Source organism: Bradyrhizobium commune (assembly GCF_015624505.1).
Classification (GTDB): Bacteria; Pseudomonadota; Alphaproteobacteria; order Rhizobiales; family Xanthobacteraceae; genus Bradyrhizobium; species Bradyrhizobium commune.
Genome location: NZ_CP061379.1, coordinates 7,214,258 through 7,233,421 on the forward strand (window position 1 = coordinate 7,214,258; position 19,164 = coordinate 7,233,421).

The window sequence follows — 19,164 nt, forward strand, 5'->3', positions numbered from 1 at the left end:
GCTGCGACAATCTGACCGGGACCGTTACATTCTAACTCAGATTTTATTCCTCGGCGCAAATGGCATAGCAGCCATCTTGCAACTGCGATGAACCGCGCCGACCTCTCGGTGGACTCACAGACTTCACGCGGAAATCCATTTTGATTTCATCATTGCCTGATGTCGCCGTGGGGTCTGAGTTTTCGACGTGCAGTTCTTGTTCCGGGACCACCTTCTCGACACCGACCTGCGCGAGCTGAGCCGCGAGCAGGTTCCCATCGCTGTGGAGCCGCAGGTCTTCGACCTCGTCGTCCACCTCATGGAAAACCGCGACCGGGTCGTCAGCAAGGACGAGCTGATCGACAAGATCTGGCACGGCCGCAGCGTGTCCGAGTCCACTCTCACCAGCCGGATCAACGCGGCGCGCAAGGCGATCGGTGACAGCGGCGCGAGCCAGACGCTGATCCGCACCATCGCGCGCAAGGGCTTCCGCTTCGTCGGCAATGTCGAGACCAAGCTCGCTGCGACCACGCCGGAGCTGGTCCGCAACGTGACGGCGCCGCAAGCGATGCTCGCACTGCCCGACCGGCCCGCGATCGCGGTGCTGCCGTTCACCAACATGAGCGACGACCGCGAGCAGGATTATTTCTCCGACGGCATCAGCGAGGACATCATCACCGCGCTGTCGAAGCTGCGCTGGTTCTTCGTCGTCGCGCGCAACTCCTCCTTTGTCTACAAGGGCCGCGCCGTGCACATTCACGAGATCGCGCGCGAGCTCGGCGTGCGCTATGTGCTCGAGGGCAGCGTGCGACGGAGCGGGGATCGCCTGCGCATCTCCGCGCAGCTCAACGACACCTCGACCGGCGGCCACCTCTGGGCCGAGCGATACGACCGCGAGCTCGCCGACATCTTTGCCGTGCAGGACGAGATCACCGAAGCCATCGTCGCCGCGATCGAGCCGCAGCTCTACGCCGCCGAGAGCTTCCGCGCCCAGCAGAAGCCACCGGGCAGCCTGGACGCCTGGGATTTTCTGATGCGCGCGCTGTCGCATTACTGGCGCATCACGCGCGAGGACAATGCGTCGGCGCAGGCGCTGCTCGAACAGGCGATCGCGATCGACCCCGCCTATGGCAAGGCGCTGGGCCTGCTCGCCACCAGCCGCATCTTCGGCGCGCATATGGGCTGGGCCGACATGGGCGCAACCGTGCCGGTGGCCGAACGCGCGGCGCTTGCGGCGGTCGAGGCCGATCGCGAGGATGCCTGGGCCCATCACGGCCTCGCCTATACTTATCTATTCCGCCGCCGCTTCGACGACGCGCTGGCGGAGTTCGAGCTCGCACTCAAGCTCAATCCGAATTTCGCGATGGCACACGCCTTCTACGGCGTGACGCTGAGTTATGCGGGGCGTTGGCAGGACGGCGATGCCGCCGCCCGCCGTGCATTGCAGCTCAGCCCACGCGATCCGCTTGCCGGGATCTATTGCGGCATTGCCGCTTACGCCCAGTTCATCGGCCACAATTATGAGGAAGCCGTGCAGCTGGCGCGCGAATCGATGCGGCAGCGCGCTGATTTCGTCGGCGCGCATCGCGTGCTGACGGCGGCGGCCGGCATGCTCGGCGATCCGGCTCTCGCAGCGTCCGCACTGCAAGGGTTGCGGCGTGCCCAGCCCGGTATCTCTTTGGCCTGGATCACGCGCGAGCTGCCGATGCAACGGGAAGAGGATCGCGCGCATTATCTGGAAGGGTTCCAGCGCGCCGGCATGGGGTAGAGAATTTCTCCCTCTCCCCGTTTAGGGGCGGGGGAGAAAGCACATCACTCCATCACCATCTCGCCGCTGCCGCCGAATTCGGCGGGGAAATCCTTCAGCTTGGGAAGGCCGTCGCGCATCGGCAGCACCGTCTCGGAATAATTGACGTGGACGCCGGGCGCGAAGGCGAGCGTGGGGATGGTGGCGGCAAACACGTCGATCAAATCGAGCGGCGGGTGATTGGTCATGAGATGACCGCCGCACTTCTTGCAGTATTTGCGCTGGCTCAGCGGCGTCTTGACGAACGTCTCGACGTGCTGGGCGCCTCCGGTGATGCGCACGGCTTCCGGCTTCCACAGGCTGAAGGCGTTGACCGGCCCGCCCGACCAGGAGCGGCAGGAGCGGCAATGGCAATAGCCCATCGCCGCCGGCTCACCCGTGACCTCGATCGTGACGGCGCCGCAGAAGCAGTTTCCGACATGTTTCATTGGATTCTTTCTCGTTTAAATTTCAATTGGGATGAAGTGAAAGTCCGGCGCACGTCCTCCGTTCGGCGGACGCGCGGCACGTTGCGGCGGCTATACTGACCGGCGCCAGGGAATAAGCATCGACACACGTTGTTTGTACTGCCGGTATTCGTCGCCGAAGAGAGCGACGAGGTCGCGCTCCTCCAGCGCGATGCCGAGCAGGATGTAGATCGTGGTCACGGCCGCGAACAGCAGATGGCCTGCGGTCATGGTCGGTGCCGCCCAGAAGGCGATGATGAAGCCGAGATAGATCGGATGACGGACGAATTTGTAGAGCATCGGCGTCTTGAAGGTCGCCGGCGCCGCTTCCCTGCCGACGAGATGGTTGGTCACCTGATTGAGGCCGAACAATTCGAAGTGATTAATCATGTAGGTCGAGGTGAACACCAGCACCCAGCCCGCGAGCGACAGCGTGACCAGCGTCACGGCGAAATCGGGATTTGCAACGTCCCATATGATGGTCGGCAGCGGACGCCACTGCCAGAACAGGAGGAGCAGCGACAGGCTCGCCAGCAGCACATAGGTCGAGCGCTCGACCGGCTTGGGGACGAATTGCGTCCACCATGCCTTGAAACGCTGCCGCGCCATCACGCTGTGTTGAACGGCAAACAGCGCCATCAGAAGGAGATTGATGATGACGGCTTCAACCGTCGGCGTGTCGGTTCCGGTGTCGATGCTCTTCGGCACCACCAGCCCCATCACGAATCCGATGGCGTAGAGAATGGTGACGAAAAACACGAGATACGCCGCAATTCCGTACAGAAAGGCGATGAACTTGAAAACTTTCGAACCCGAAAAATCGGGCCGCAGGGAATGAACCTGATGATCAATTTGGGTCATAAACAGCTCCGTTGTGCCAAAACATCGGCACTTCATTGGTCGCTGCACCATGCCGCATCGGACGTCCCCTGACTTTCGCGGACGGTTGATTTTCGCCTGAGACGACTTTGATTTTTGCTTGAGACGACAGAAACGTGCGATTTCTCTTTGAAAACAACGTACTCGACGGCGATCTGCGCGAGCTCACCTGCGACGGTGCGGCCATTCCGTTGCAGCCGCAGGTGTTCGACCTGCTGCTTTACCTGGTCGCACAGCGCGCCCGTGTGGTCAGCAAGGATGACCTGATCAGCCAGATCTGGAGCGACCGCATCGTCTCGGATTCCGCACTGAACAGCCGGATCAACGCCGCGCGAAAGGCGCTGGGCGACGACGGCGCGACACAGCGGCTGATCAAGACGATCCCGCGCAAGGGGTTCCGCTTCGTCGGCGACGTTCGGGAAGAAGCGGCACCTTCACTTGCGCCGGCCGGGACCCCGCTCGCTCCCGCGCGCGTCGTGACCGACCGGCCGGGCATCGCCGTGCTCGCCTTCGAGAACATGAGCGGCGATCCGGCGCAGGAATATTTCGGCGACGGGATCAGCGAGGACATCCTCACCGCGCTGTCGAAGCAGCGCTGGTTCATGGTGATCGCCCGCAACTCGTCCTTCACCTACAAGGGGCGGGCCGTCCACATCAGGCAGATCGCCGAGGAACTCGGCGTCCGTTACATCGTCGAGGGCAGCGTGCGCAAGGCGGAGAACCGCGTGCGCATCACCGCGCAACTCAACGACGCCACCACCGGTGGCCATCTCTGGGCCGAGCGCTACGACCGCGAGCTGGTCGACGTCTTCGCCGTGCAGGACGAGATCACCAACGCCATCGTCGCCGCGATCGAGCCGCAGATCCATGCGGCGGAGAATTTCCGCACCCGCCGCAAGCCGCCCGCGAGCCTGGATGCATGGGACCTGTTGATGCGCGCGCTGTCGCATTACTGGCGCGTGACGCAGCAGGATCACGCGGCCGCGCAGGCACTGCTCGAGCGCGCGATTTCGATCGATGCGAATTACGGGCAGGCACTATCGGTGCTGGCGGCGAGCCATATGTTCGGCGTGCATCTCGGCTGGGCCGAGCTTGCCACGACGGCGCCGATCGCTGAGGCCGCAGCTCTGGCCGCGGTGCGGTGCGACCATGAGGATGCCTGGGCGCACACGGCGCTTGGCAGCGTCTGCTTCTCGACGCGAAGGCTGTCCGACGCGCTGTCCGAGTTCGAGCAGGCGCTCGCACTCAATCCGAACTTCTCGCTGGCGCAGGGCTATTACGCGCTGGCGCTGTCCTATGCCGGGCGGTCGCGGGAATCGTACGACGCGGCGCAGAGGGCGATCCGGCTGTCACCGCGCGATCCGTCACTGGCGATCTATTACGGCATCGCCGGCTATGCGCGCTTCACCGAGCATCACTATGACGAGGCCATCACGCTGGCGCGCGAGGCGATCCGCCACCGCGGCGACCTCACCGGCGCCTATCGCGTGCTTGCCGTCTCCGCCGGCATGACCGGTGACTGCGCGCTCGCCGAGATGGCGCTAGGGGAACTCCGCCGCACCCAGCCGAACATCTCGCTGCACTGGATCGCCACGCAGCTGCCATGGGCCAACGATGCGGATCGCGAGCATTATCTGGAGGGATTCAGACGAGCAGGGTTAAGGTAGCTCACACACCCGACGCAAAAGCATCGAGAAGCGCGTCGAATGCTTCCGGCTTCTCCCATTGGGTGGAGTGGCCGGCGCCATCGACGACCTGGACCTTGCTGCGCCACAGGGTCGGCGCGGGCAGGCGCTGGAGATAGCCGAGATCGACGATCTGCTCGTCGCCGCCCTGCGCGATCGCCAGCGGAATTTTCAGATTGCGCACGATCTCGACTTCGTCGGCGAGGCCACCTGCCTGCGCGACCGCACCGAGACAGGCGCGCGCATTGCCGTCGGTCCTGCGGAAATCGTCCACGACGAAAGCCGGGATCGACGCGTAACCCGGGGCGAACGCAGTGTGAACCCACGCCTCGATCTGCGCCTCGGTCGGCGCGGCCGTGAACGCCGTGGGCGACAGGTTCTTGAAGCCGGCAAAGGCCTCCGGTCCGTGTCCAACCGGCGGCGTGCCAAAGATCATCAGACCGGCCGCCATCGGCAGCAAGGAAGCGGCATTGAGCACCGCATGGCCGCCGAGGCTCCAGCCGACGACGACAGCACTCCTGAGATCGAGCACGCGGGCGACGGCGGCAATCGCGGCGGCATAGCCGGTTCCGGAATAATCCGTCTCGGGATGAGGCGGCGGCGATGATGCGCCATGGCCCGGCAGATCGATCGCGATCACACGATATTTGGCGCCAAGCGGCCCCTGTAACTGCTTCTGCCAAATGTGGGACGAGGACGAGTTGCCGTGGATCAGCAGGATCGGGCGTCCCGTGCCCGCGCTTTCAAAGCCGGCAATGGTCTTCGCCTCGATCTGTAAACTCAACGGGCGCAGATTTGGACCGGGAAAGGATTGGTCGACCATGTGGCCCCCATATAGTTCGCGATCTTGATCGCCAACCAATCTGACACGCCGCGCCCGGCAGCGCTACCGCCCGTCCGCACGCAACCGTCTCGACATCATCATTGCGAGCGCAGCGAAGCAATCCAGAGTCTTTCCTCGGATGCATTCTGGATTGCTTCGCGCGCGCAATGACGGAATTCGCGGCGACGCCGCGGGATACATCATCGACCTGACGAGGGACGGCTCTACTTCGCCTTTGCTTGCGTCGGCTTCGGCGGCGGCACTTGCGCCCATTCCTTGTCGGCGCGGGGGCCGTTGAGGTCGCCGGTGAGGCCGACGAGCTGGCCGGGCTGGACGTCGAGGGTCTGCTGCCAGGTCTGGGTCTGGCACAACAGCTTGATCAGGCATCCCCTGAGCTTGAGCCGATCCGCCGAGTCGCGCCACAGCGAGACCGAATAGAACTTGCCGTCCTCGGCATTGTAGATTTCGCCGGCAAATCGGCCCTCGGGCGTCGCCTGCAAGCCCATGATCAGCTGATGGCCGAGCAGTGCGCGGGCGCGCTTGTCGGGATCGGGATTTTCCTTGTCGCGATAGGGCAGGCCGCGCTTGTCGGCCGGCTCCTTCATCCAGACGATGAAACCGCAGATGCGGTCGCGCGATGGGCCGCAGCGCTCGAGCCTGACACGGGCCCGCCCATCCTCGACCAGCCAGGTGCCGCTGGGATCGTTGGGCGTGACCGCGCCGGCGCGACCACCAAGAATCATCATCGCGATGGTGATGGCGACGCGCAGCACGAAGCGAAGGACGAAGTTGATCAACGGCACCTTTGGTTGGATGGGTTGCGGCGTCAGTTCAGTTGCGCCAGCAGCGCATCGGCGCCCTTGTCGACACCGGCATTGGCGGCCGCGAGCGCGCCGACGCTCGCCTTGATGTCGTAGGCGCCCGGGTATTGCTTGGTGACATAGGCGGAGAGCAGGCGCGAGGTCGTGGCGTCGAAGATCTCGACGCCGTAGATGACTGAGCCGGTCATCATCCCTTCGCCGTCACGCGCGGCCTGCACGCCGTTGTAGACGGCGCCCGCCATGTCGAAGCGGGAGAGCGTACCGAGCACCGGTGTGTTGGTGACGGCGCCGGTCAGCGTCAGCCGGATTCGCAGCGTGTTCGGCGCGCGCTCGCGCACCAGCATGAAGCGGCCGCGCAGCCGCTCGGCGAAGCGGGTCTGCATATAGGCAGCAAGCGTCGCCTTGTCCTTATCGGAGATGTCGGCGAACTGGTGGTCCTTGCCGCGGTAGACCACGACGGGCTCGAGGATGACTTTATTATAGGTGCGCCAGTCGGTCTGCGTGGAATAGCGGTAGGGCACGCGCCCGGACGCATCCGAATTGTCCGGCGCCATATAGGCGGAGGACGCCATCTCCGAATAGGGCACCGGCGCAACCGAGGCGCAGCCGGCCACGGCCGCGCCAAGCATCAGCGTTCCCAGACCGCGCAGGGCGATCGAGCGATCCATTCCAGACACTCCTCTTGGCTTTTCGAAGGGCGATGGCGACCGCAGCCGCGTTTACGGGACCAGACGCGGCTGCGGCCTTCACCATTGCCAGCCCGAGGCATCGTCCGGGGCCATGTCAGACGCCTTGGGCCGCCTCAGTGTTTCCAGTTATAAAACCGACCAGTTGGTTTGTAAAGTGCGGAAATTGCATCCCGACACATTTGGCCGCAGGCGCGGCTTTGGGCAGCGACCGGCAAGAATGCGTTAACGATGAATCAGGCGCGTTTGCGCGGGGTTGTGGCCCTCGGCGTCGCGCTGGCGCGCGGCCTGGCCGGCTTTTCCAGCACGCCCCACTGGCTGTCGTCGAGCAGGCGCACGAACAGGCGCTCGCGCTCCGCCTTTCCGATCGGCGACATGCCGAACAGCGCGCCCAGCAGAAGCCCCCTCGCCGCGGCCCAGCGCAGCATGGCGAGATCCGGATCGGCAGCCTCGGCCTTGATAGCCGCAATCGTCTTCAGATCGCTCTCGCGCGGCAGCGCCATCAGATCCGGATTCTCCACCATGGCCGCGAGCAACGCGAGCGCAGCCGAATTCGGCGTGTTGGCGGCCTCCCTCACCGTGGCGATCTCGGTGGCAAGCTCGGGGTTTTCGGACTCGGCGCGCGCTTTCGCGCGGTATGGCGTCGAAAACTCCTCGAAATGCGCCATCTGCCGCTCGAGCAATGCCTTCAGCACTGCTTCCTTGGTACGGAACTGGTGCATCACGCCGCCCTTGCTCAGGCCGCTCTCCCGCGCAATCGCATCGAGCGTCAGCCGGCCGGGCCCGTCGCGCGCAATGATCGCGATGGCCGCATCGAGCGCGGCGTTGCGAGACCGTTCGGAGCGTGTGGCATTGTCCATGGCGGACTTGTCTCCGTGACAGGACAATGAATCAAGTGAAAACAGGACGCGCTGTACATTTTTTGTGCGAACACTGTCGAGACTTTCATCTTGCGGCGCCGAATGAGACTGTGTGAGCCTCGATGGTGGATGGGGACTGGGATGGGCTGGCCGTCGCTTCGCGCGCGAGGACGTAGCGAAGCGTTTGCGGCCGGTCTCGCTTGAGAAAGATACGACATGCCAAAACGAGTGTTGCTTGGTCTCCTCCTGGCTTGCGGCCTCACGGCCTCGGCACTGGCGCAAGAGCCGAAAATGGGCGGCGTGATCAATGCGGTGATCCAGCCCGAGCCGCCCGGCCTGATGCTTGCGATGATCCAGAACGGTCCGACCCAGATGGTGTCGGGCAACATTTTCGAGGGCCTGTTGCGCTACAGCCCCAAGCTCGAGCCGCTTCCGGAGCTCGCCGAGAGCTGGAGCGTCAGCGAGGACGCCAAGACCTACACCTTCAAGCTCCGCAAGGGCGTCACCTGGCATGACGGCAAGCCCTTCACCTCGGCCGACGTGCTGTTCTCGATCGAGATGCTGAAGCAGACACACGCCCGTGCCCGCACCAACCTGGCACAGGTCGATAAGATCGAGGCACCGGACGATCATACGGTGGTCTTCACGCTGAAGCAGCCGTTCGGCCCGTTCCTCGGTATCTTCGAGGTCGGCTCGATGCCGATGGTGCCGAAGCATCTTTATGAAGGCACCGACTGGAAGACCAACCCCTACAACAACGCGCCGGTCGGCACCGGTCCCTTCATGTTCAAGGAATGGCAGAAGGGCTCGTTCATCCGGCTGGTCAAGAACCCCAACTATTACGAGAAGGGCAAGCCCTATATCGACGAGATCTACTGGCAGATCATCCCCGACGCCGCCGCGCGCTCGGTGGCGTATGAGACCGGCAAGGTCGACGTGTTGCCCGGCGGCTCGGTCGAGAACTTTGACGTGCCGCGGCTGTCTAAGCTCAAAGACACCTGCGTAACCGGCGCGGGGTGGGAGTTCTTCTCGCCACTGGCCTGGCTGTGGCTGAACAACCGCCAGGGTCCGCTCGCCGACAAGCGGGTGCGTCAGGCAGTCATGTACGCGATCGACCGCGATTTCGCCAAGGACGTGATCTGGAACGGGCTCGGCAAGGTCGCGACCGGTCCGTCGGCATCGACCATCAAATACTACACCGACGACGTGCAGAAATATCCCTATGACCCGTCCAAGGCCAAGGCGCTGCTGAAGGAAGCCGGCTACAAGGGCGAGAAGATCCGCATCCTGCCGCTCGCCTATGGGGAGACCTGGCAGCGCTGGGGTGAAGCCGTGAAGCAGAACCTGATGGACGTCGGCATGAACATCGAGACGATCTCGACCGACGTCGCCGGCGGCAATCAGAAGATCGGTGACTGGGATTACGACATCGCCTTCACCTATCTCTACCAGTATGGCGATCCCGCACTCGGCGTCGGCCGCAACTACATCTCCAGCAACATCGCGAAGGGCCAAGTGTTTAACAATGTCGAGGGTTATTCCAACCCGGAGATCGACAAGCTGTTCGCCGACGGCGCAGTGGCAACACCCGACTCCAAGCGCAAGGAGATCTACGAGAAGGCGCAGAAGATCCTGGTCGAGGACGTGCCGGTGGCCTGGATGCTCGAGCTGCAATTCCCGACCATCACCCGCTGCAAGGTCAAGAACCTGATCACCACGGGGATCGGGGTCAATGACGGTTTCAAGGACACATGGCTCGACAAGTGAGCGCGGTGCCCACCTCTCCCGCAGGGAGAGGTCGGATCGCATTGCTAGATGCGATCCGGGTGAGGGTTTACGCTCCCTCGTCGGACCTGATCCCCCTCACCCGCGCCTTCGGCGCGACCTCTCCCCGTCGGGGAGAGGTGTTCCTCGCGGCGAGACCGCCTCACCCAACGAACACTCGAATCTAGATGATCTCCTTCGTCGCCCAGCGTGTCGTGAAGGGCGTGATCGTCCTGCTCGCGATCGTCGTCCTCAATTTCTTCCTGATCCGGCTCGCGCCCGGCGATCCCGCCGTCGTGATGGCCGGCGAGGCCGGGGCCAGCGACCAGGTCTTCGTCCAGCAGCTCCGCGAAAAGTTCGGCCTCGACAAGCCGCTGCCCGAGCAGCTCTTCATCTACGTCAAGGGCATCGCGACCCTCGACCTCGGATTCTCCTTCCGCCAGCAGGCGCCGGTGGCAAAACTAATCTTGGAACGGTTGCCGGCAACGCTGTTGTTAACGATGACGGCGTTCGCAATCTCACTCGCGCTCGGCGTTCTCTTCGGCACCCTCGCCGCGCGCTTTGCCGGAACCTTCCTCGACACCGGCATCACCATCTTTGCATTGATCTTCTACGCCATGCCGATCTTCTGGGTAGCGTTGATGGGAATCCTGCTGTTCTCGGTCACGGTCGACTGGCTGCCGAGCTTCGGCTACGAGACGGTCGGCGCCAACCTCACCGGTTTTGCTCATGTGGTCGACGTCGCAAAACACCTGATCATGCCGGCGATGACGCTCGGCCTGTTCTTCATGGCGACCTACACCCGGATGACGCGCGCCTCGATGCTGGAGGTGAAGCGGCTCGACTTCGTCAAGACCGCGCGCGCCAAGGGGCTCTCGGACTCCGTGATCCAGCGCCGGCACGTGCTGCGCAACGCGCTGCTGCCCGTGGTGACGCTCGCCGGCGTGCATGCCGGCACGCTGATCGGCGGCGCCGTCATCACCGAGACCGTGTTCGCCTGGCCCGGTATCGGACGGCTGATGTACGACGCGCTGCTCCAGCGCGACTACAATCTGCTGCTCGGTGTCTTCGTGACCTGCTCGATCATGGTGCTGATCTTCAACCTCATCACCGACCTCGTCTATCGCCTGGTCGACCCCCGCATCGAATTCGCCGCATGAAACAGTTCTGGAAATCGATGCTGAGGAGCCCGAGCGGCGTCATCGGGCTTATCATCCTGTTGCTCGCGATCGCGGTCGCGGTGTTCGGGCCGATGCTGTTCCCGAACTCGCCCTGGCGCATGGTGCAACGGCCGTTCCTGCCGCCCTTCACGCTCTCGACCGCGCCGCTCGGCACCGACGCGCTCGGCCGCGACGTGTTCGCCGGCATGATTTTTGGCGCACGCGTCTCCTTGCTCGTTGGGCTCGTCTCCACATTGGTCGCGCTGGTCGTCGGCGTGCCGATCGGCGCCATGGCCGGCTATTTTGGCGGCAGGGTCGACGACGCCCTGATGCGCTTTACCGAATTCTTCCAGACCATTCCGAGCTTCGCGCTCGCGATCGTGCTGGTCGCGATCCTGCAACCCTCGATCTATTCGATCGTGGCCTCGATCGCGGTGGTGAGCTGGCCGCCGGTCGCGCGCCTCGTCCGCGGCGAGGTGCTGTCGCTGCGCACGCGTGAATATGTCCAGGCCGCGGTGGTGACGGGCCAGAGCAACACCTGGATCATCCTCCGCGAGATCCTGCCCAACGCGCTGTCGCCGGTGATCGTGCTGGCCTCGCTGATGGTGGCGACCGCGATCCTGCTGGAATCCTCGCTGTCATTCCTCGGCCTCGGCGATCCCAATTTGATCTCCTGGGGCTACATGGTCGGCGCCGGCCGCACGGTGATCCGCCAGGCCTGGTGGATCACAGTATTTCCCGGCGTTGCGATCCTGATCTCGGTGCTCGGGCTGAACCTGATCGGCGAAGGCCTCAACGACGCGCTCAATCCGCGGCTGTCGCGGGAGGGACGCTGATGATGACCGCCCCGCCCGCCGTCTCGATCAAGAACCTGCGCATCGCGCTGCCCAAGGGCGCCGAGCGTCCCTTCGCGGTCGACGGCGTCTCACTCGATCTTCGCCCCGGCAAGATCGTTTGCGTCGTGGGCGAATCCGGCTCCGGCAAGTCCATGTGTGCGCATGCGCTGATGGGGTTGCTGCCTGACACGGTCGACGTCACCTCCGGCGAGATCCAGTTTGAAGGCCGCGACCTGCTCAAGCTCGACGATGACGGCTGGCGCGATCTGCGCGGCCGCCGGCTCGCAATGATCTTCCAGGAACCAATGACTGCGCTCAATCCGCTGATGCGGATCGGCGACCAGATGGCGGAGATGTTCGAGGCGCACGGCCTGCTGACGCCGAAGGAGCGGCGCGCGAAAGCGCTGTCGCTGGCGCGTGAGGTCGGCCTGCCCGATCCGGAACGCATCGTGCGCGCTTATCCGCACCAGCTCTCCGGCGGCCAGCGCCAGCGCGCCATGATCGCGATGGCGCTCGCGCTCGAGCCTGCGGTGCTGGTCGCAGACGAGCCGACCACCGCGCTCGACGTCACCACGCAGGCGCAGATCCTGAAGCTGATCCGCAACCTCCAGCGCAACCGCAACATGGCGGTGATGTTCATCACCCACGACTTTGGTGTCGTCGCCGACATCGCCGACCAGGTCGTGGTGCTCCGCCATGGCAAGGTGGTCGAGGAAGGCCCCGCTGCAACAGTCTTCAACGAACCGCAGCATGACTACACCAAGGCGCTGCTCGCCGCCGTGCCGTCGATGGACCCGCCGCCCCGCAAGCCGCTCGACGATCAGCCCAAGGCCGTCGAGGTGATCGGGCTGGACAAGACTTACGTCACCTCCGGCGGCTGGTTTCGCGAAGACCGCCGTGTCGATGCCGCGCGCGAGGTCAATTTCAACATCCTCAAAGGCGAGACGCTCGGCCTTGTCGGCGAATCCGGCTCCGGAAAATCGTCGGTGGCGCGCCTGGTGATGCGGCTGATCGAGGCTGACCGCGGCACGGTGCGGATCGGCGACACCGATCTCACCTCACTCTCCGGCAACGCGCTGCGCGCCGAGCGCCATCGCATCCAGATGATCTTTCAGGATCCGTTCGCGTCGCTCAATCCCCGCCGCAAGATCGGCCACATCATCGCCGACGGCCCGATCGCGGCCGGCACCGATCCGAAGGTCGCATTCGATCGCGCCCGCGATCTCCTCAAGATGGTGGGCCTCGATGCCGGCGCACTCGATCGCTACCCGCACGAATTCTCCGGCGGCCAGCGCCAGCGCGTCGGCATCGCGCGCGCGCTCGCGCTCGAGCCCGAGATCATCGTCGCGGACGAAGCCGTCTCCGCGCTCGACGTCTCCGTGCAGGCGCAGGTGCTAAAGCTGCTCGAAGACCTCAAGGCGCGTCTCGGCCTGTCGATGCTGTTCATCACCCACGATCTGCGCGTCGCCGCCCAGATCTGCGACCGCATCGCGGTGATGCAGCGCGGCGCGATCGTCGAGCTGAAGCCGACCGCGCAGCTGTTCGCAGCACCTGAGCATGCCTATACGCGCGAACTGCTCGCGGCGGTGCCGGGTCGGAAAGAGCGCGCGCCAGCGGCGTGAGACAGCCGGTCGCAGTTGTTACTTGGCCGGCGGGTTGGTGTTATTCCAGGTCGGGACTGAGTTGGTCACGCCGACCGAGGGCCGGTTATACGTTCCGATCGACGGCGCCGTAACGGTCCCGACAGTCTGTCCAGAACTTCCATAGGTCGTGCCCTGCGTTGCTGGCGCTCCGGGGCTTCCGGTCGCGCTGCCTTGTGTGCCCGCCGCGGACGTCTGCGCGCCTACAGCGAATGGCGCCGCCGCCAATCCGAGAGCAATAAGGGCGGCAATGGAGTTTCTCATTGTCTTCATGGCTGATCCTTTCGGACACGGTCCCCTGGTCGCGTCGGCCGTTCGCTTGTCGAACCGCTCGTGCACTGAGTACCCCAACAACTTCACGCGCGCCAAAATGTGCCGCAAAGCGGTCATTGCGGGCGATAACACTTCATCACGACGCCGCGACGAGCACCTCCGGCCGGGCCCCGATGAGCGTGCGCCGTCGACGTGAGGTGGGCGGTATCCGGCTCGGCCTCCAACGATCGGGCCGAATTGAATCGCATCTGCCGAGAAGGCGCAGTCACGCGCTTTTTATTCCGCGTGACTGGCTGCACGGCTTCAAAGTGCAGCGCCGCACCCCACATCGTAATGGAATGATTTCCATCATCTGATGATGGTTTCACCAATCTGTTTGGAGGCCGCCATGGGCCAGGTTATTCAGTTTGTCTCTAAATCCGAGCGCGAACGCATTCGCCTTATTCAAGAAGCACGCGCGATCTATGACAGCATCTTCCCGTCGGCTGACCCGGCCGGCGAGCGGCACGACAAGGCTGCGACCGCCCGAAGCGACGCAGGAAACCTGGCGTGATCAAGATCGTCGCGGTGCTTTGCAGCCTCTCCTCTCCGGCCAATTGCCACGAGCAGATCGTCACAACCTCGGACTTCGCCGACGTATCGATGACGTCGTGCCTGATGGGCGCGCCGCAGCTCGCCGAATGGATGAACCAGCATCCGGCCGAGCGCCTGGCAGGATGGCGCTGCGTGATCGGCCAGCAGAGTCGCAGGGGCGCCTGAGACAGGTCGCGACCCTATTCGCGCAGCGCGATCCGGTTGAACCGTGACGGGCATGCCGCGCCAAGCTAGAGTGGCGTCGCTGCCTGGCAGAGGGGGAAGCCGGATGGAAGTCGCCAGCCTCGTTCTTCCTGTGTTTGCGATCATCGTCACCGGCTGGCTCGCCGGCGAGCTCGGTTATCTCTCCCGCTCGCTGGCCGACGCGCTGGTGCATTTCGCCTACAACGTCGCGATGCCGGCGCTACTGATCGTCACGATCGCGCAGGAGCCGGCGCGCAATCTCCTTGAATGGCGCTTCCTGCTCGCATTCGGCGGCGGCTCGTTGATCTGCTTCGTGCTGGTCTTCCTGGCGGTTCGCGCCGGCGGAAACCACGATCTCGCCAGCAGCACGATCTACGGCATGACGGCCGCGATGACCAATACCGGCTTCGTGGCGCTGCCGATCCTGCACGCCATCTACGGTCAGCCCGCGGTCCTGCCCGCCGCGGTGGCCACGGTGTTCGTGGCCGCCGTGATGTTTCCGATCACGGTCATCCTGCTGGAAAGGGACGCGCGCGGACCTGCGCATTCCGCTGGCCTTGCAAAGCAGATCCTGCTCAATCCGATGGTGCTGTCGACCCTCATTGGCCTCTTGTGGGCGACCACGGGCTTGCCGATACCAGCGGCAGTTGCGGCCTATCTCAACATGATCGCGGCGGCTCTGACGCCCTGCGCGCTGTTTGCCATCGGCCTCGGCCTGTCGCTTGACGGCCTGCGGTCCAACCTCACCGCAACCCTCGCGCTCGCAACGGTGAAGCTGGTGATCATGCCGCTGATCGTCTACGCCCTGTGCCTCGCCGGCGGCCTCAATCCACTCTACACGGTCGCCGCCGTCGTCTGCGCGGCGGTGCCGACGGCAAAAACCGTGTACGTGCTCGCACATGAGCACAAGGTTGAGGAGAAGCTGGTGGCGGCCACGGTGTCGATCACAACGATGCTGTCGGTCGGGACACTGCTGGTCGCGCTGTACCTGCTGTCGGGACTGGCGCCCGGCGCGCGTTAGGAAAGCTTCTTGCGCGACGTTCGTTTCGTCTTCGGCGCGGTCGCGCCTTGCTGAAAGCTGCTCATCACCCGCTTCGCATTGTCCTCGCAGCTCAGCCCTTCCGGCCTGGTCTCGATGGTCTCGATGACGGCGTGCAGACGCTCCAGGCTCTCGGCCAGGCGCTCGCGCAACGTCTCGATTTCGGCAGCCTTCCGCTTCAGCGCGACCAGCAGCTCGTCATGGTGCCGGGCGTCCAACCTTGCATCGAACTTCGGCGGCATCAGACGGCGAATCTCTTCAAGCGAGAACCCGGCATTCTGCGCGCTGGTGATGATCTCCAGCAGCATGACGGCGTCTCGCGTGTATTCGCGGTAATTGTTCGCGCCGCGTTCGACGGTGCTAATCAGGCCGCTCGCTTCGTAGAAGCGGATGCGGGACGCGGTCAGGCCGCTGCGGGCCGCCAGTTCTCCAATCCTCACGCCGGGCCTCAAAGGGGGTTGACCTTAAAGTTAACTTTAAAGGTAGGGTCAGACCTGGATCAAGACAAGAGTTCGATGAGATGGGTTCCATGACAGTGTTCGAGAAGCTGACGCTCCCCAACGGTTCGGTCATTCCCAACCGCATCGCCAAGGCGGCGATGGAAGAGAACATGGCCGACGCGGATCAGGCGCCGTCGCAGGACTTGCTGCGCCTCTACAAGTCCTGGGCGGATGGCGAGGCCGGCTTGATCATCACCGGCAACGTGATGGTCGACGGACGCGCGATGACGGGTCCGGGCGGTGTCGTGCTGGAGGACGACAGGCATCTGGACCAGTTCAAACGCTGGGCCGAGATCGGCCGCTCCAGAGGCGCGCAGATGTGGCTTCAGATCAACCATCCGGGCCGCCAGATGCAGGCCAATCTCGGCCAGAAGACGTTTGCCCCCTCAGCCGTGGCGATGGACCTCGGCAAGATGTCCAGTCGCTTCGCCGTGCCGGAGGCAATGACCGAGGATGTCATCGCCGAAATCATCAGGCGCTTTGCGCGGACGGCCCAGCTGGGCGAGCAGGCCGGATTTACCGGCGTGGAGATCCACGCCGCGCACGGCTATCTGCTCAGCCAGTTCCTGTCGCCGCTCATCAACCGCAGAACGGATGCGTGGGGCGGCTCGCTCGAGAACAGAGCGCGCCTGCTGCTGGAAGTCGTGAAGGCCGTTCGCGCCATTGTCTCTCCGGGATTCGCGGTCGCGGTCAAGCTCAACTCCGCTGACTTCCAGCGCGGCGGCTTCAGCAGCGATGACGCGCGTCAGGTGGTGGAGATGCTCAACCATCTCGACGTCGACCTCGTGGAGCTCTCGGGTGGGAGCTACGAGGCGCCGGCGATGCAAGGGCAGTCGCGCGACGGCCGCACGCTCGCGCGCGAGGCCTACTTCCTGGAGTTTGCCCGCGACATCAAGACGGTGGCGCGGATGCCGCTGATGATCACCGGAGGCATTCGCCGCCGCGCAATTGCCGAGCAAGTGCTCGACAATGGGATCGACATGGTCGGCATCGGCACGGCGCTGGCGATCGACCCGCATCTGGCGCGCGACTGGCGCCTCGGCAAGGACTCAGCTCCCGAACTGCAGCCGATCACATGGAAGAACAAGACTCTGGCCTCGCTCGCCAGCATGGCCGCCGTCAAATTCCAGTTACGACGATTAAGCCGCGGCGGAAGCCCCGATCCAAAAGTGTCGCCGCTCTGGGCCCTGATCCTGCAACAGGTCGCCACCGCATTCCGGACGCGGCAGTATCGGCGATGGATCGCGCGGCGTTCGGCGCCGAAGGTGTCGTTCGCGCCTGATCCCATAGCGCGTCGCGCCGGAACATGACGAGACCGGCAAGACCTACTTCGGGTTGGTGTTGCTCCAGGTCGGGACGGCGTTGGTAACACCGACCGACGGCCAATTATAGGTTCCGATCGACGGCGCGGTCACCGTCCCAACCGTCTGTCCGGACGTCCCGTAATATGTCCTCGGTTGTGCGGCGACCGATCCGGCGCTTCCATAACTCGGCGACACCGCGGGCGCGATGTAGTGCCGGCTGGACCTGTAGCGTTTCGCGTCGGCCGCGAAAGGAGCTGCGGCCAGCCCGGTCGTGATGAGTGCGACGATGGCGAGCTTGATGCTTGTCATGGCTGATCCTTTCGCCGGTACCTGTTCTCCCAGCTGGTCATTCATCGGAAAATGTCCATGGGATCCCCGTTCATAACTCCGTGCGCGGCAGGAGGTGCCCGAGCGCGCTGCCTTCGGATGGACCCGAATCAGCGCTAGTGCATTCACCTCGACGACTTCGCGCATTGAGGCGACATGACCGGCCCCGAACTGAAGCAACTCCGCGACGACCTCTCCGACGTTCTTGAGCAGAAGCTGACCACGGCCGATATGGCCAAGCTGTGCGGATTGCCGGAGAAGGGCGGCGCCGACACGATCCGGCGCTGGGAAGTGCGCGGCCCGACGCTGTCCGCGACCAAGGTGCTGCGCGTGCTGGCGATGGCGAGTGAGCGCTATCCGATCATGGAGAAGTTCGACATCTTCGATCGTCACGACGTTCGCGAGGAAGACCGGCCCGCAAAGCGCGCCGCGTTCCGCGCGCAGATGCGCGACGAGGTGCGGCGGCGTCTTGGTTAACGCAAAGCGCCGCGCAGGTTACCCGAGGGCTTAGGAATTAAGCCTTCCTTCATCACTTCTTAAGCCACCGTTAAGCACGAAAAGCATTTGCGGCCCAATAAGTTAGGTTGGGTGCTGCTGTGCCATGCATGTGACAGCATTTTCGTCGAAAGCAAGCTATCTGCATAACCAACGCGGCGCGGAAAGCGCGCCTGCCGGGGACCTCTGTGTTGGAGTTTGGACGATGAAGAAGATTCTGTTTGCGACCGTGGCGCTGCTCGTGGTGGGCGCGGCTGCGCCGGCCGTTGGCGCCGATCTCGGTGCCCGCCCCTATTACAACAAGGCGCCGGCCTACGCCGCGCCGATCTACAACTGGACCGGCTTCTACATCGGTGCGCATGTCGGCGGCGCGTTCTCCAGCGACAACAATTTCAACGGCCTCTCCACCGGCAACAACGGCAACGGCCGTTTCCTCGGCGGCTTGCAGGCCGGTGCGGATTGGCAGGTCAACCCGAACTTCGTGATCGGCGCCGAGGCCCAGTATTCCTGGCTTTCCGGCAATGTCGGCGCGGTATTCCCAGGCGGCATCGCCTACACCAATGACCAGCGCGGCCTCGGCTCGATCACCGGCCGCGTCGGCTACACCTGGGGTCCGGGCCTCGTCTATGTAAAGGGCGGCTACGCTTATTCCGACAACAACGAGAAGGTGACGGTCGGCGGCGTGCCGGTCGCCTTCGTCATCAATGGCGATCACCGCAACGGCTACACCGTCGGCGCCGGCATCGAGTACATGTTCGCCCCGAGCTGGTCGGCCAAGGCCGAGTACCAGTACTACAATTTCGGCGACGCACACTTCACCGGAGGCCCGTTGGTGGGCACCGGCAACTTCACCACCGACGACCACACCTTCAAGGCAGGCGTCAACTACCGCTTCAACTGGGCGAGCCCGGTCGTCGCGCGTTACTGATCGCGCCTGAAAAAAATCCGTTCGTAATCAAGGGCCGGCCTCGTTGCCGGCCCTTTCGTTTTCGCTCTGCGGAACTTGCGCAAGCGTTTGTGCAACTTGCGATTTTTTAACCCGCCGCACGGATACTGCGCGGCG

Annotated in this window: 21 protein-coding genes; 12 read left to right on the top strand and 9 right to left on the bottom strand. The window is 64.1% G+C overall.

What is annotated here, in order from left to right; translation table 11 throughout:
* The first annotated feature begins 187 nt into the window (after window positions 1–187).
* The gene (locus IC761_RS33840; RefSeq protein ID WP_195800944.1) at window positions 188–1,747 is read left to right on the top strand and encodes a winged helix-turn-helix domain-containing tetratricopeptide repeat protein; all 1,560 of its coding nucleotides are present in this window, start codon (window positions 188–190) and stop codon (window positions 1,745–1,747) included.
* A 44-nt stretch (window positions 1,748–1,791) separates the two neighbouring features.
* Here the strand turns inward: IC761_RS33840 and IC761_RS33845 are convergent, their stop codons facing one another.
* Window positions 1,792–2,214, bottom strand: a complete 423-nt coding sequence (locus IC761_RS33845; RefSeq protein WP_195800945.1) for a GFA family protein — start codon at window positions 2,212–2,214, stop codon at window positions 1,792–1,794.
* A gap of 90 nt (window positions 2,215–2,304) precedes the next feature.
* Window positions 2,305–3,093, bottom strand: a complete 789-nt coding sequence (gene mddA, locus IC761_RS33850; protein ID WP_195800946.1) for a methanethiol S-methyltransferase — start codon at window positions 3,091–3,093, stop codon at window positions 2,305–2,307.
* A gap of 134 nt (window positions 3,094–3,227) precedes the next feature.
* On the opposite strand from mddA, the gene IC761_RS33855 reads away from it, so the two are divergent.
* Entirely contained in the window at window positions 3,228–4,778 is a 1,551-nt protein-coding gene (locus IC761_RS33855; RefSeq protein ID WP_195800947.1) for a winged helix-turn-helix domain-containing tetratricopeptide repeat protein, read from the top strand.
* A 1-nt stretch (window position 4,779) separates the two neighbouring features.
* Here IC761_RS33855 and IC761_RS33860 read toward each other — a convergent pair whose 3' ends face one another.
* The 4 genes from IC761_RS33860 to IC761_RS33875 form a co-directional block, all read right to left on the bottom strand.
* Entirely contained in the window at window positions 4,780–5,619 is an 840-nt protein-coding gene (locus tag IC761_RS33860) for an alpha/beta fold hydrolase (RefSeq protein WP_195800948.1), read from the bottom strand.
* Window positions 5,620–5,843: 224 nt separating this feature from the next.
* A complete protein-coding gene (locus IC761_RS33865) occupies window positions 5,844–6,413 on the bottom strand; it encodes a DUF2147 domain-containing protein (RefSeq protein ID WP_195804861.1) in 570 nt (189 codons plus the stop codon).
* 32 nt (window positions 6,414–6,445) lie between these two features.
* A complete protein-coding gene (locus IC761_RS33870) occupies window positions 6,446–7,108 on the bottom strand; it encodes a DUF3313 domain-containing protein (RefSeq protein WP_195800949.1) in 663 nt (220 codons plus the stop codon).
* A gap of 254 nt (window positions 7,109–7,362) precedes the next feature.
* Entirely contained in the window at window positions 7,363–7,986 is a 624-nt protein-coding gene (locus IC761_RS33875) for a TetR/AcrR family transcriptional regulator (RefSeq protein ID WP_195800950.1), read from the bottom strand.
* Between the two features lie 216 nt (window positions 7,987–8,202).
* On the opposite strand from IC761_RS33875, the gene IC761_RS33880 reads away from it, so the two are divergent.
* The 4 genes from IC761_RS33880 to IC761_RS33895 all read left to right on the top strand — a co-directional run bounded on the left by IC761_RS33880 (window position 8,203) and on the right by IC761_RS33895 (window position 13,368).
* Window positions 8,203–9,753 (top strand): ABC transporter substrate-binding protein, encoded by a 1,551-nt coding sequence (locus IC761_RS33880; protein ID WP_195800951.1) that lies wholly within the window; start codon window positions 8,203–8,205, stop codon window positions 9,751–9,753.
* Between the two features lie 185 nt (window positions 9,754–9,938).
* A complete protein-coding gene (locus IC761_RS33885; protein ID WP_195800952.1) occupies window positions 9,939–10,910 on the top strand; it encodes an ABC transporter permease in 972 nt (323 codons plus the stop codon).
* Complete coding sequence (locus IC761_RS33890; protein WP_195800953.1) at window positions 10,907–11,746, top strand: ABC transporter permease; 840 nt, start codon at window positions 10,907–10,909, stop codon at window positions 11,744–11,746. The genes IC761_RS33885 and IC761_RS33890 overlap by 4 nt, the downstream gene beginning before the upstream one ends.
* Before the next feature lie 2 nt (window positions 11,747–11,748).
* Window positions 11,749–13,368, top strand: coding sequence for an ABC transporter ATP-binding protein (locus IC761_RS33895; protein WP_195804862.1), 1,620 nt, complete (start codon window positions 11,749–11,751; stop codon window positions 13,366–13,368).
* Between the two features lie 18 nt (window positions 13,369–13,386).
* On the opposite strand, the gene IC761_RS36035 is transcribed toward IC761_RS33895, so the two are convergent.
* The gene (locus IC761_RS36035) at window positions 13,387–13,659 is read right to left on the bottom strand and encodes a hypothetical protein (RefSeq protein ID WP_246791407.1); all 273 of its coding nucleotides are present in this window, start codon (window positions 13,657–13,659) and stop codon (window positions 13,387–13,389) included.
* A gap of 388 nt (window positions 13,660–14,047) precedes the next feature.
* Here IC761_RS36035 and IC761_RS33900 point away from each other — a divergent pair, with 388 nt between their 5' ends.
* The 3 genes from IC761_RS33900 (at window position 14,048) to IC761_RS33910 (ending at window position 15,457) form a co-directional block, all read left to right on the top strand.
* Window positions 14,048–14,212: a hypothetical protein gene (locus IC761_RS33900; RefSeq protein ID WP_195800954.1), complete on the top strand. Its 165-nt coding sequence runs from the start codon at window positions 14,048–14,050 to the stop codon at window positions 14,210–14,212.
* Complete coding sequence (locus tag IC761_RS33905; protein ID WP_195800955.1) at window positions 14,209–14,418, top strand: hypothetical protein; 210 nt, start codon at window positions 14,209–14,211, stop codon at window positions 14,416–14,418. The genes IC761_RS33900 and IC761_RS33905 overlap by 4 nt, the downstream gene beginning before the upstream one ends.
* Window positions 14,419–14,521: 103 nt before the next feature.
* The gene (locus IC761_RS33910) at window positions 14,522–15,457 is read left to right on the top strand and encodes an AEC family transporter (RefSeq protein WP_195800956.1); all 936 of its coding nucleotides are present in this window, start codon (window positions 14,522–14,524) and stop codon (window positions 15,455–15,457) included.
* On the opposite strand, the gene IC761_RS33915 is transcribed toward IC761_RS33910, so the two are convergent.
* Window positions 15,454–15,915, bottom strand: a complete 462-nt coding sequence (locus tag IC761_RS33915) for a MerR family transcriptional regulator (protein ID WP_195800957.1) — start codon at window positions 15,913–15,915, stop codon at window positions 15,454–15,456. The genes IC761_RS33910 and IC761_RS33915 overlap by 4 nt on opposite strands.
* 89 nt (window positions 15,916–16,004) lie before the next feature.
* Here IC761_RS33915 and IC761_RS33920 point away from each other — a divergent pair, with 89 nt between their 5' ends.
* Entirely contained in the window at window positions 16,005–17,285 is a 1,281-nt protein-coding gene (locus IC761_RS33920; RefSeq protein ID WP_195804863.1) for an NADH:flavin oxidoreductase/NADH oxidase family protein, read from the top strand.
* A gap of 15 nt (window positions 17,286–17,300) precedes the next feature.
* Here IC761_RS33920 and IC761_RS33925 read toward each other — a convergent pair whose 3' ends face one another.
* Window positions 17,301–17,588, bottom strand: a complete 288-nt coding sequence (locus tag IC761_RS33925; RefSeq protein WP_195800958.1) for a hypothetical protein — start codon at window positions 17,586–17,588, stop codon at window positions 17,301–17,303.
* A gap of 174 nt (window positions 17,589–17,762) precedes the next feature.
* On the opposite strand from IC761_RS33925, the gene IC761_RS33930 reads away from it, so the two are divergent.
* Both IC761_RS33930 and IC761_RS33935 read left to right on the top strand, forming a co-directional pair.
* On the top strand, window positions 17,763–18,083 hold the full coding sequence (locus IC761_RS33930) for a hypothetical protein (RefSeq protein WP_195800959.1): 321 nt from the start codon (window positions 17,763–17,765) through the stop codon (window positions 18,081–18,083).
* Window positions 18,084–18,306: 223 nt separating this feature from the next.
* A complete protein-coding gene (locus IC761_RS33935; protein ID WP_195800960.1) occupies window positions 18,307–19,029 on the top strand; it encodes an outer membrane protein in 723 nt (240 codons plus the stop codon).
* The last annotated feature ends 135 nt before the right edge of the window (window positions 19,030–19,164 follow it).

Bases quoted from the DNA above. Each gene is read 5' to 3' on its own strand.
- IC761_RS33845 (WP_195800945.1), bottom strand. From the start codon at position 2,214: ATGAAACATGTCGGAAACTGCTTCTGCGGCGCCGTCACGATCGAGGTC.
- mddA (WP_195800946.1), bottom strand. From the start codon at position 3,093: ATGACCCAAATTGATCATCAGGTTCATTCCCTGCGGCCCGATTTTTCG.
- IC761_RS33860 (WP_195800948.1), bottom strand. From the start codon at position 5,619: ATGGTCGACCAATCCTTTCCCGGTCCAAATCTGCGCCCGTTGAGTTTA.
- IC761_RS33870 (WP_195800949.1), bottom strand. From the start codon at position 7,108: ATGGATCGCTCGATCGCCCTGCGCGGTCTGGGAACGCTGATGCTTGGC.
- IC761_RS33875 (WP_195800950.1), bottom strand. From the start codon at position 7,986: ATGGACAATGCCACACGCTCCGAACGGTCTCGCAACGCCGCGCTCGAT.
- IC761_RS33880 (WP_195800951.1), top strand. From the start codon at position 8,203: ATGCCAAAACGAGTGTTGCTTGGTCTCCTCCTGGCTTGCGGCCTCACG.
- IC761_RS33885 (WP_195800952.1), top strand. From the start codon at position 9,939: ATGATCTCCTTCGTCGCCCAGCGTGTCGTGAAGGGCGTGATCGTCCTG.
- IC761_RS33890 (WP_195800953.1), top strand. From the start codon at position 10,907: ATGAAACAGTTCTGGAAATCGATGCTGAGGAGCCCGAGCGGCGTCATC.
- IC761_RS33895 (WP_195804862.1), top strand. From the start codon at position 11,749: ATGACCGCCCCGCCCGCCGTCTCGATCAAGAACCTGCGCATCGCGCTG.
- IC761_RS36035 (WP_246791407.1), bottom strand. From the start codon at position 13,659: ATGAAGACAATGAGAAACTCCATTGCCGCCCTTATTGCTCTCGGATTG.
- IC761_RS33900 (WP_195800954.1), top strand. From the start codon at position 14,048: ATGGGCCAGGTTATTCAGTTTGTCTCTAAATCCGAGCGCGAACGCATT.
- IC761_RS33910 (WP_195800956.1), top strand. From the start codon at position 14,522: ATGGAAGTCGCCAGCCTCGTTCTTCCTGTGTTTGCGATCATCGTCACC.
- IC761_RS33920 (WP_195804863.1), top strand. From the start codon at position 16,005: ATGACAGTGTTCGAGAAGCTGACGCTCCCCAACGGTTCGGTCATTCCC.
- IC761_RS33925 (WP_195800958.1), bottom strand. From the start codon at position 17,588: ATGACAAGCATCAAGCTCGCCATCGTCGCACTCATCACGACCGGGCTG.
- IC761_RS33930 (WP_195800959.1), top strand. From the start codon at position 17,763: ATGACCGGCCCCGAACTGAAGCAACTCCGCGACGACCTCTCCGACGTT.
- IC761_RS33935 (WP_195800960.1), top strand. From the start codon at position 18,307: ATGAAGAAGATTCTGTTTGCGACCGTGGCGCTGCTCGTGGTGGGCGCG.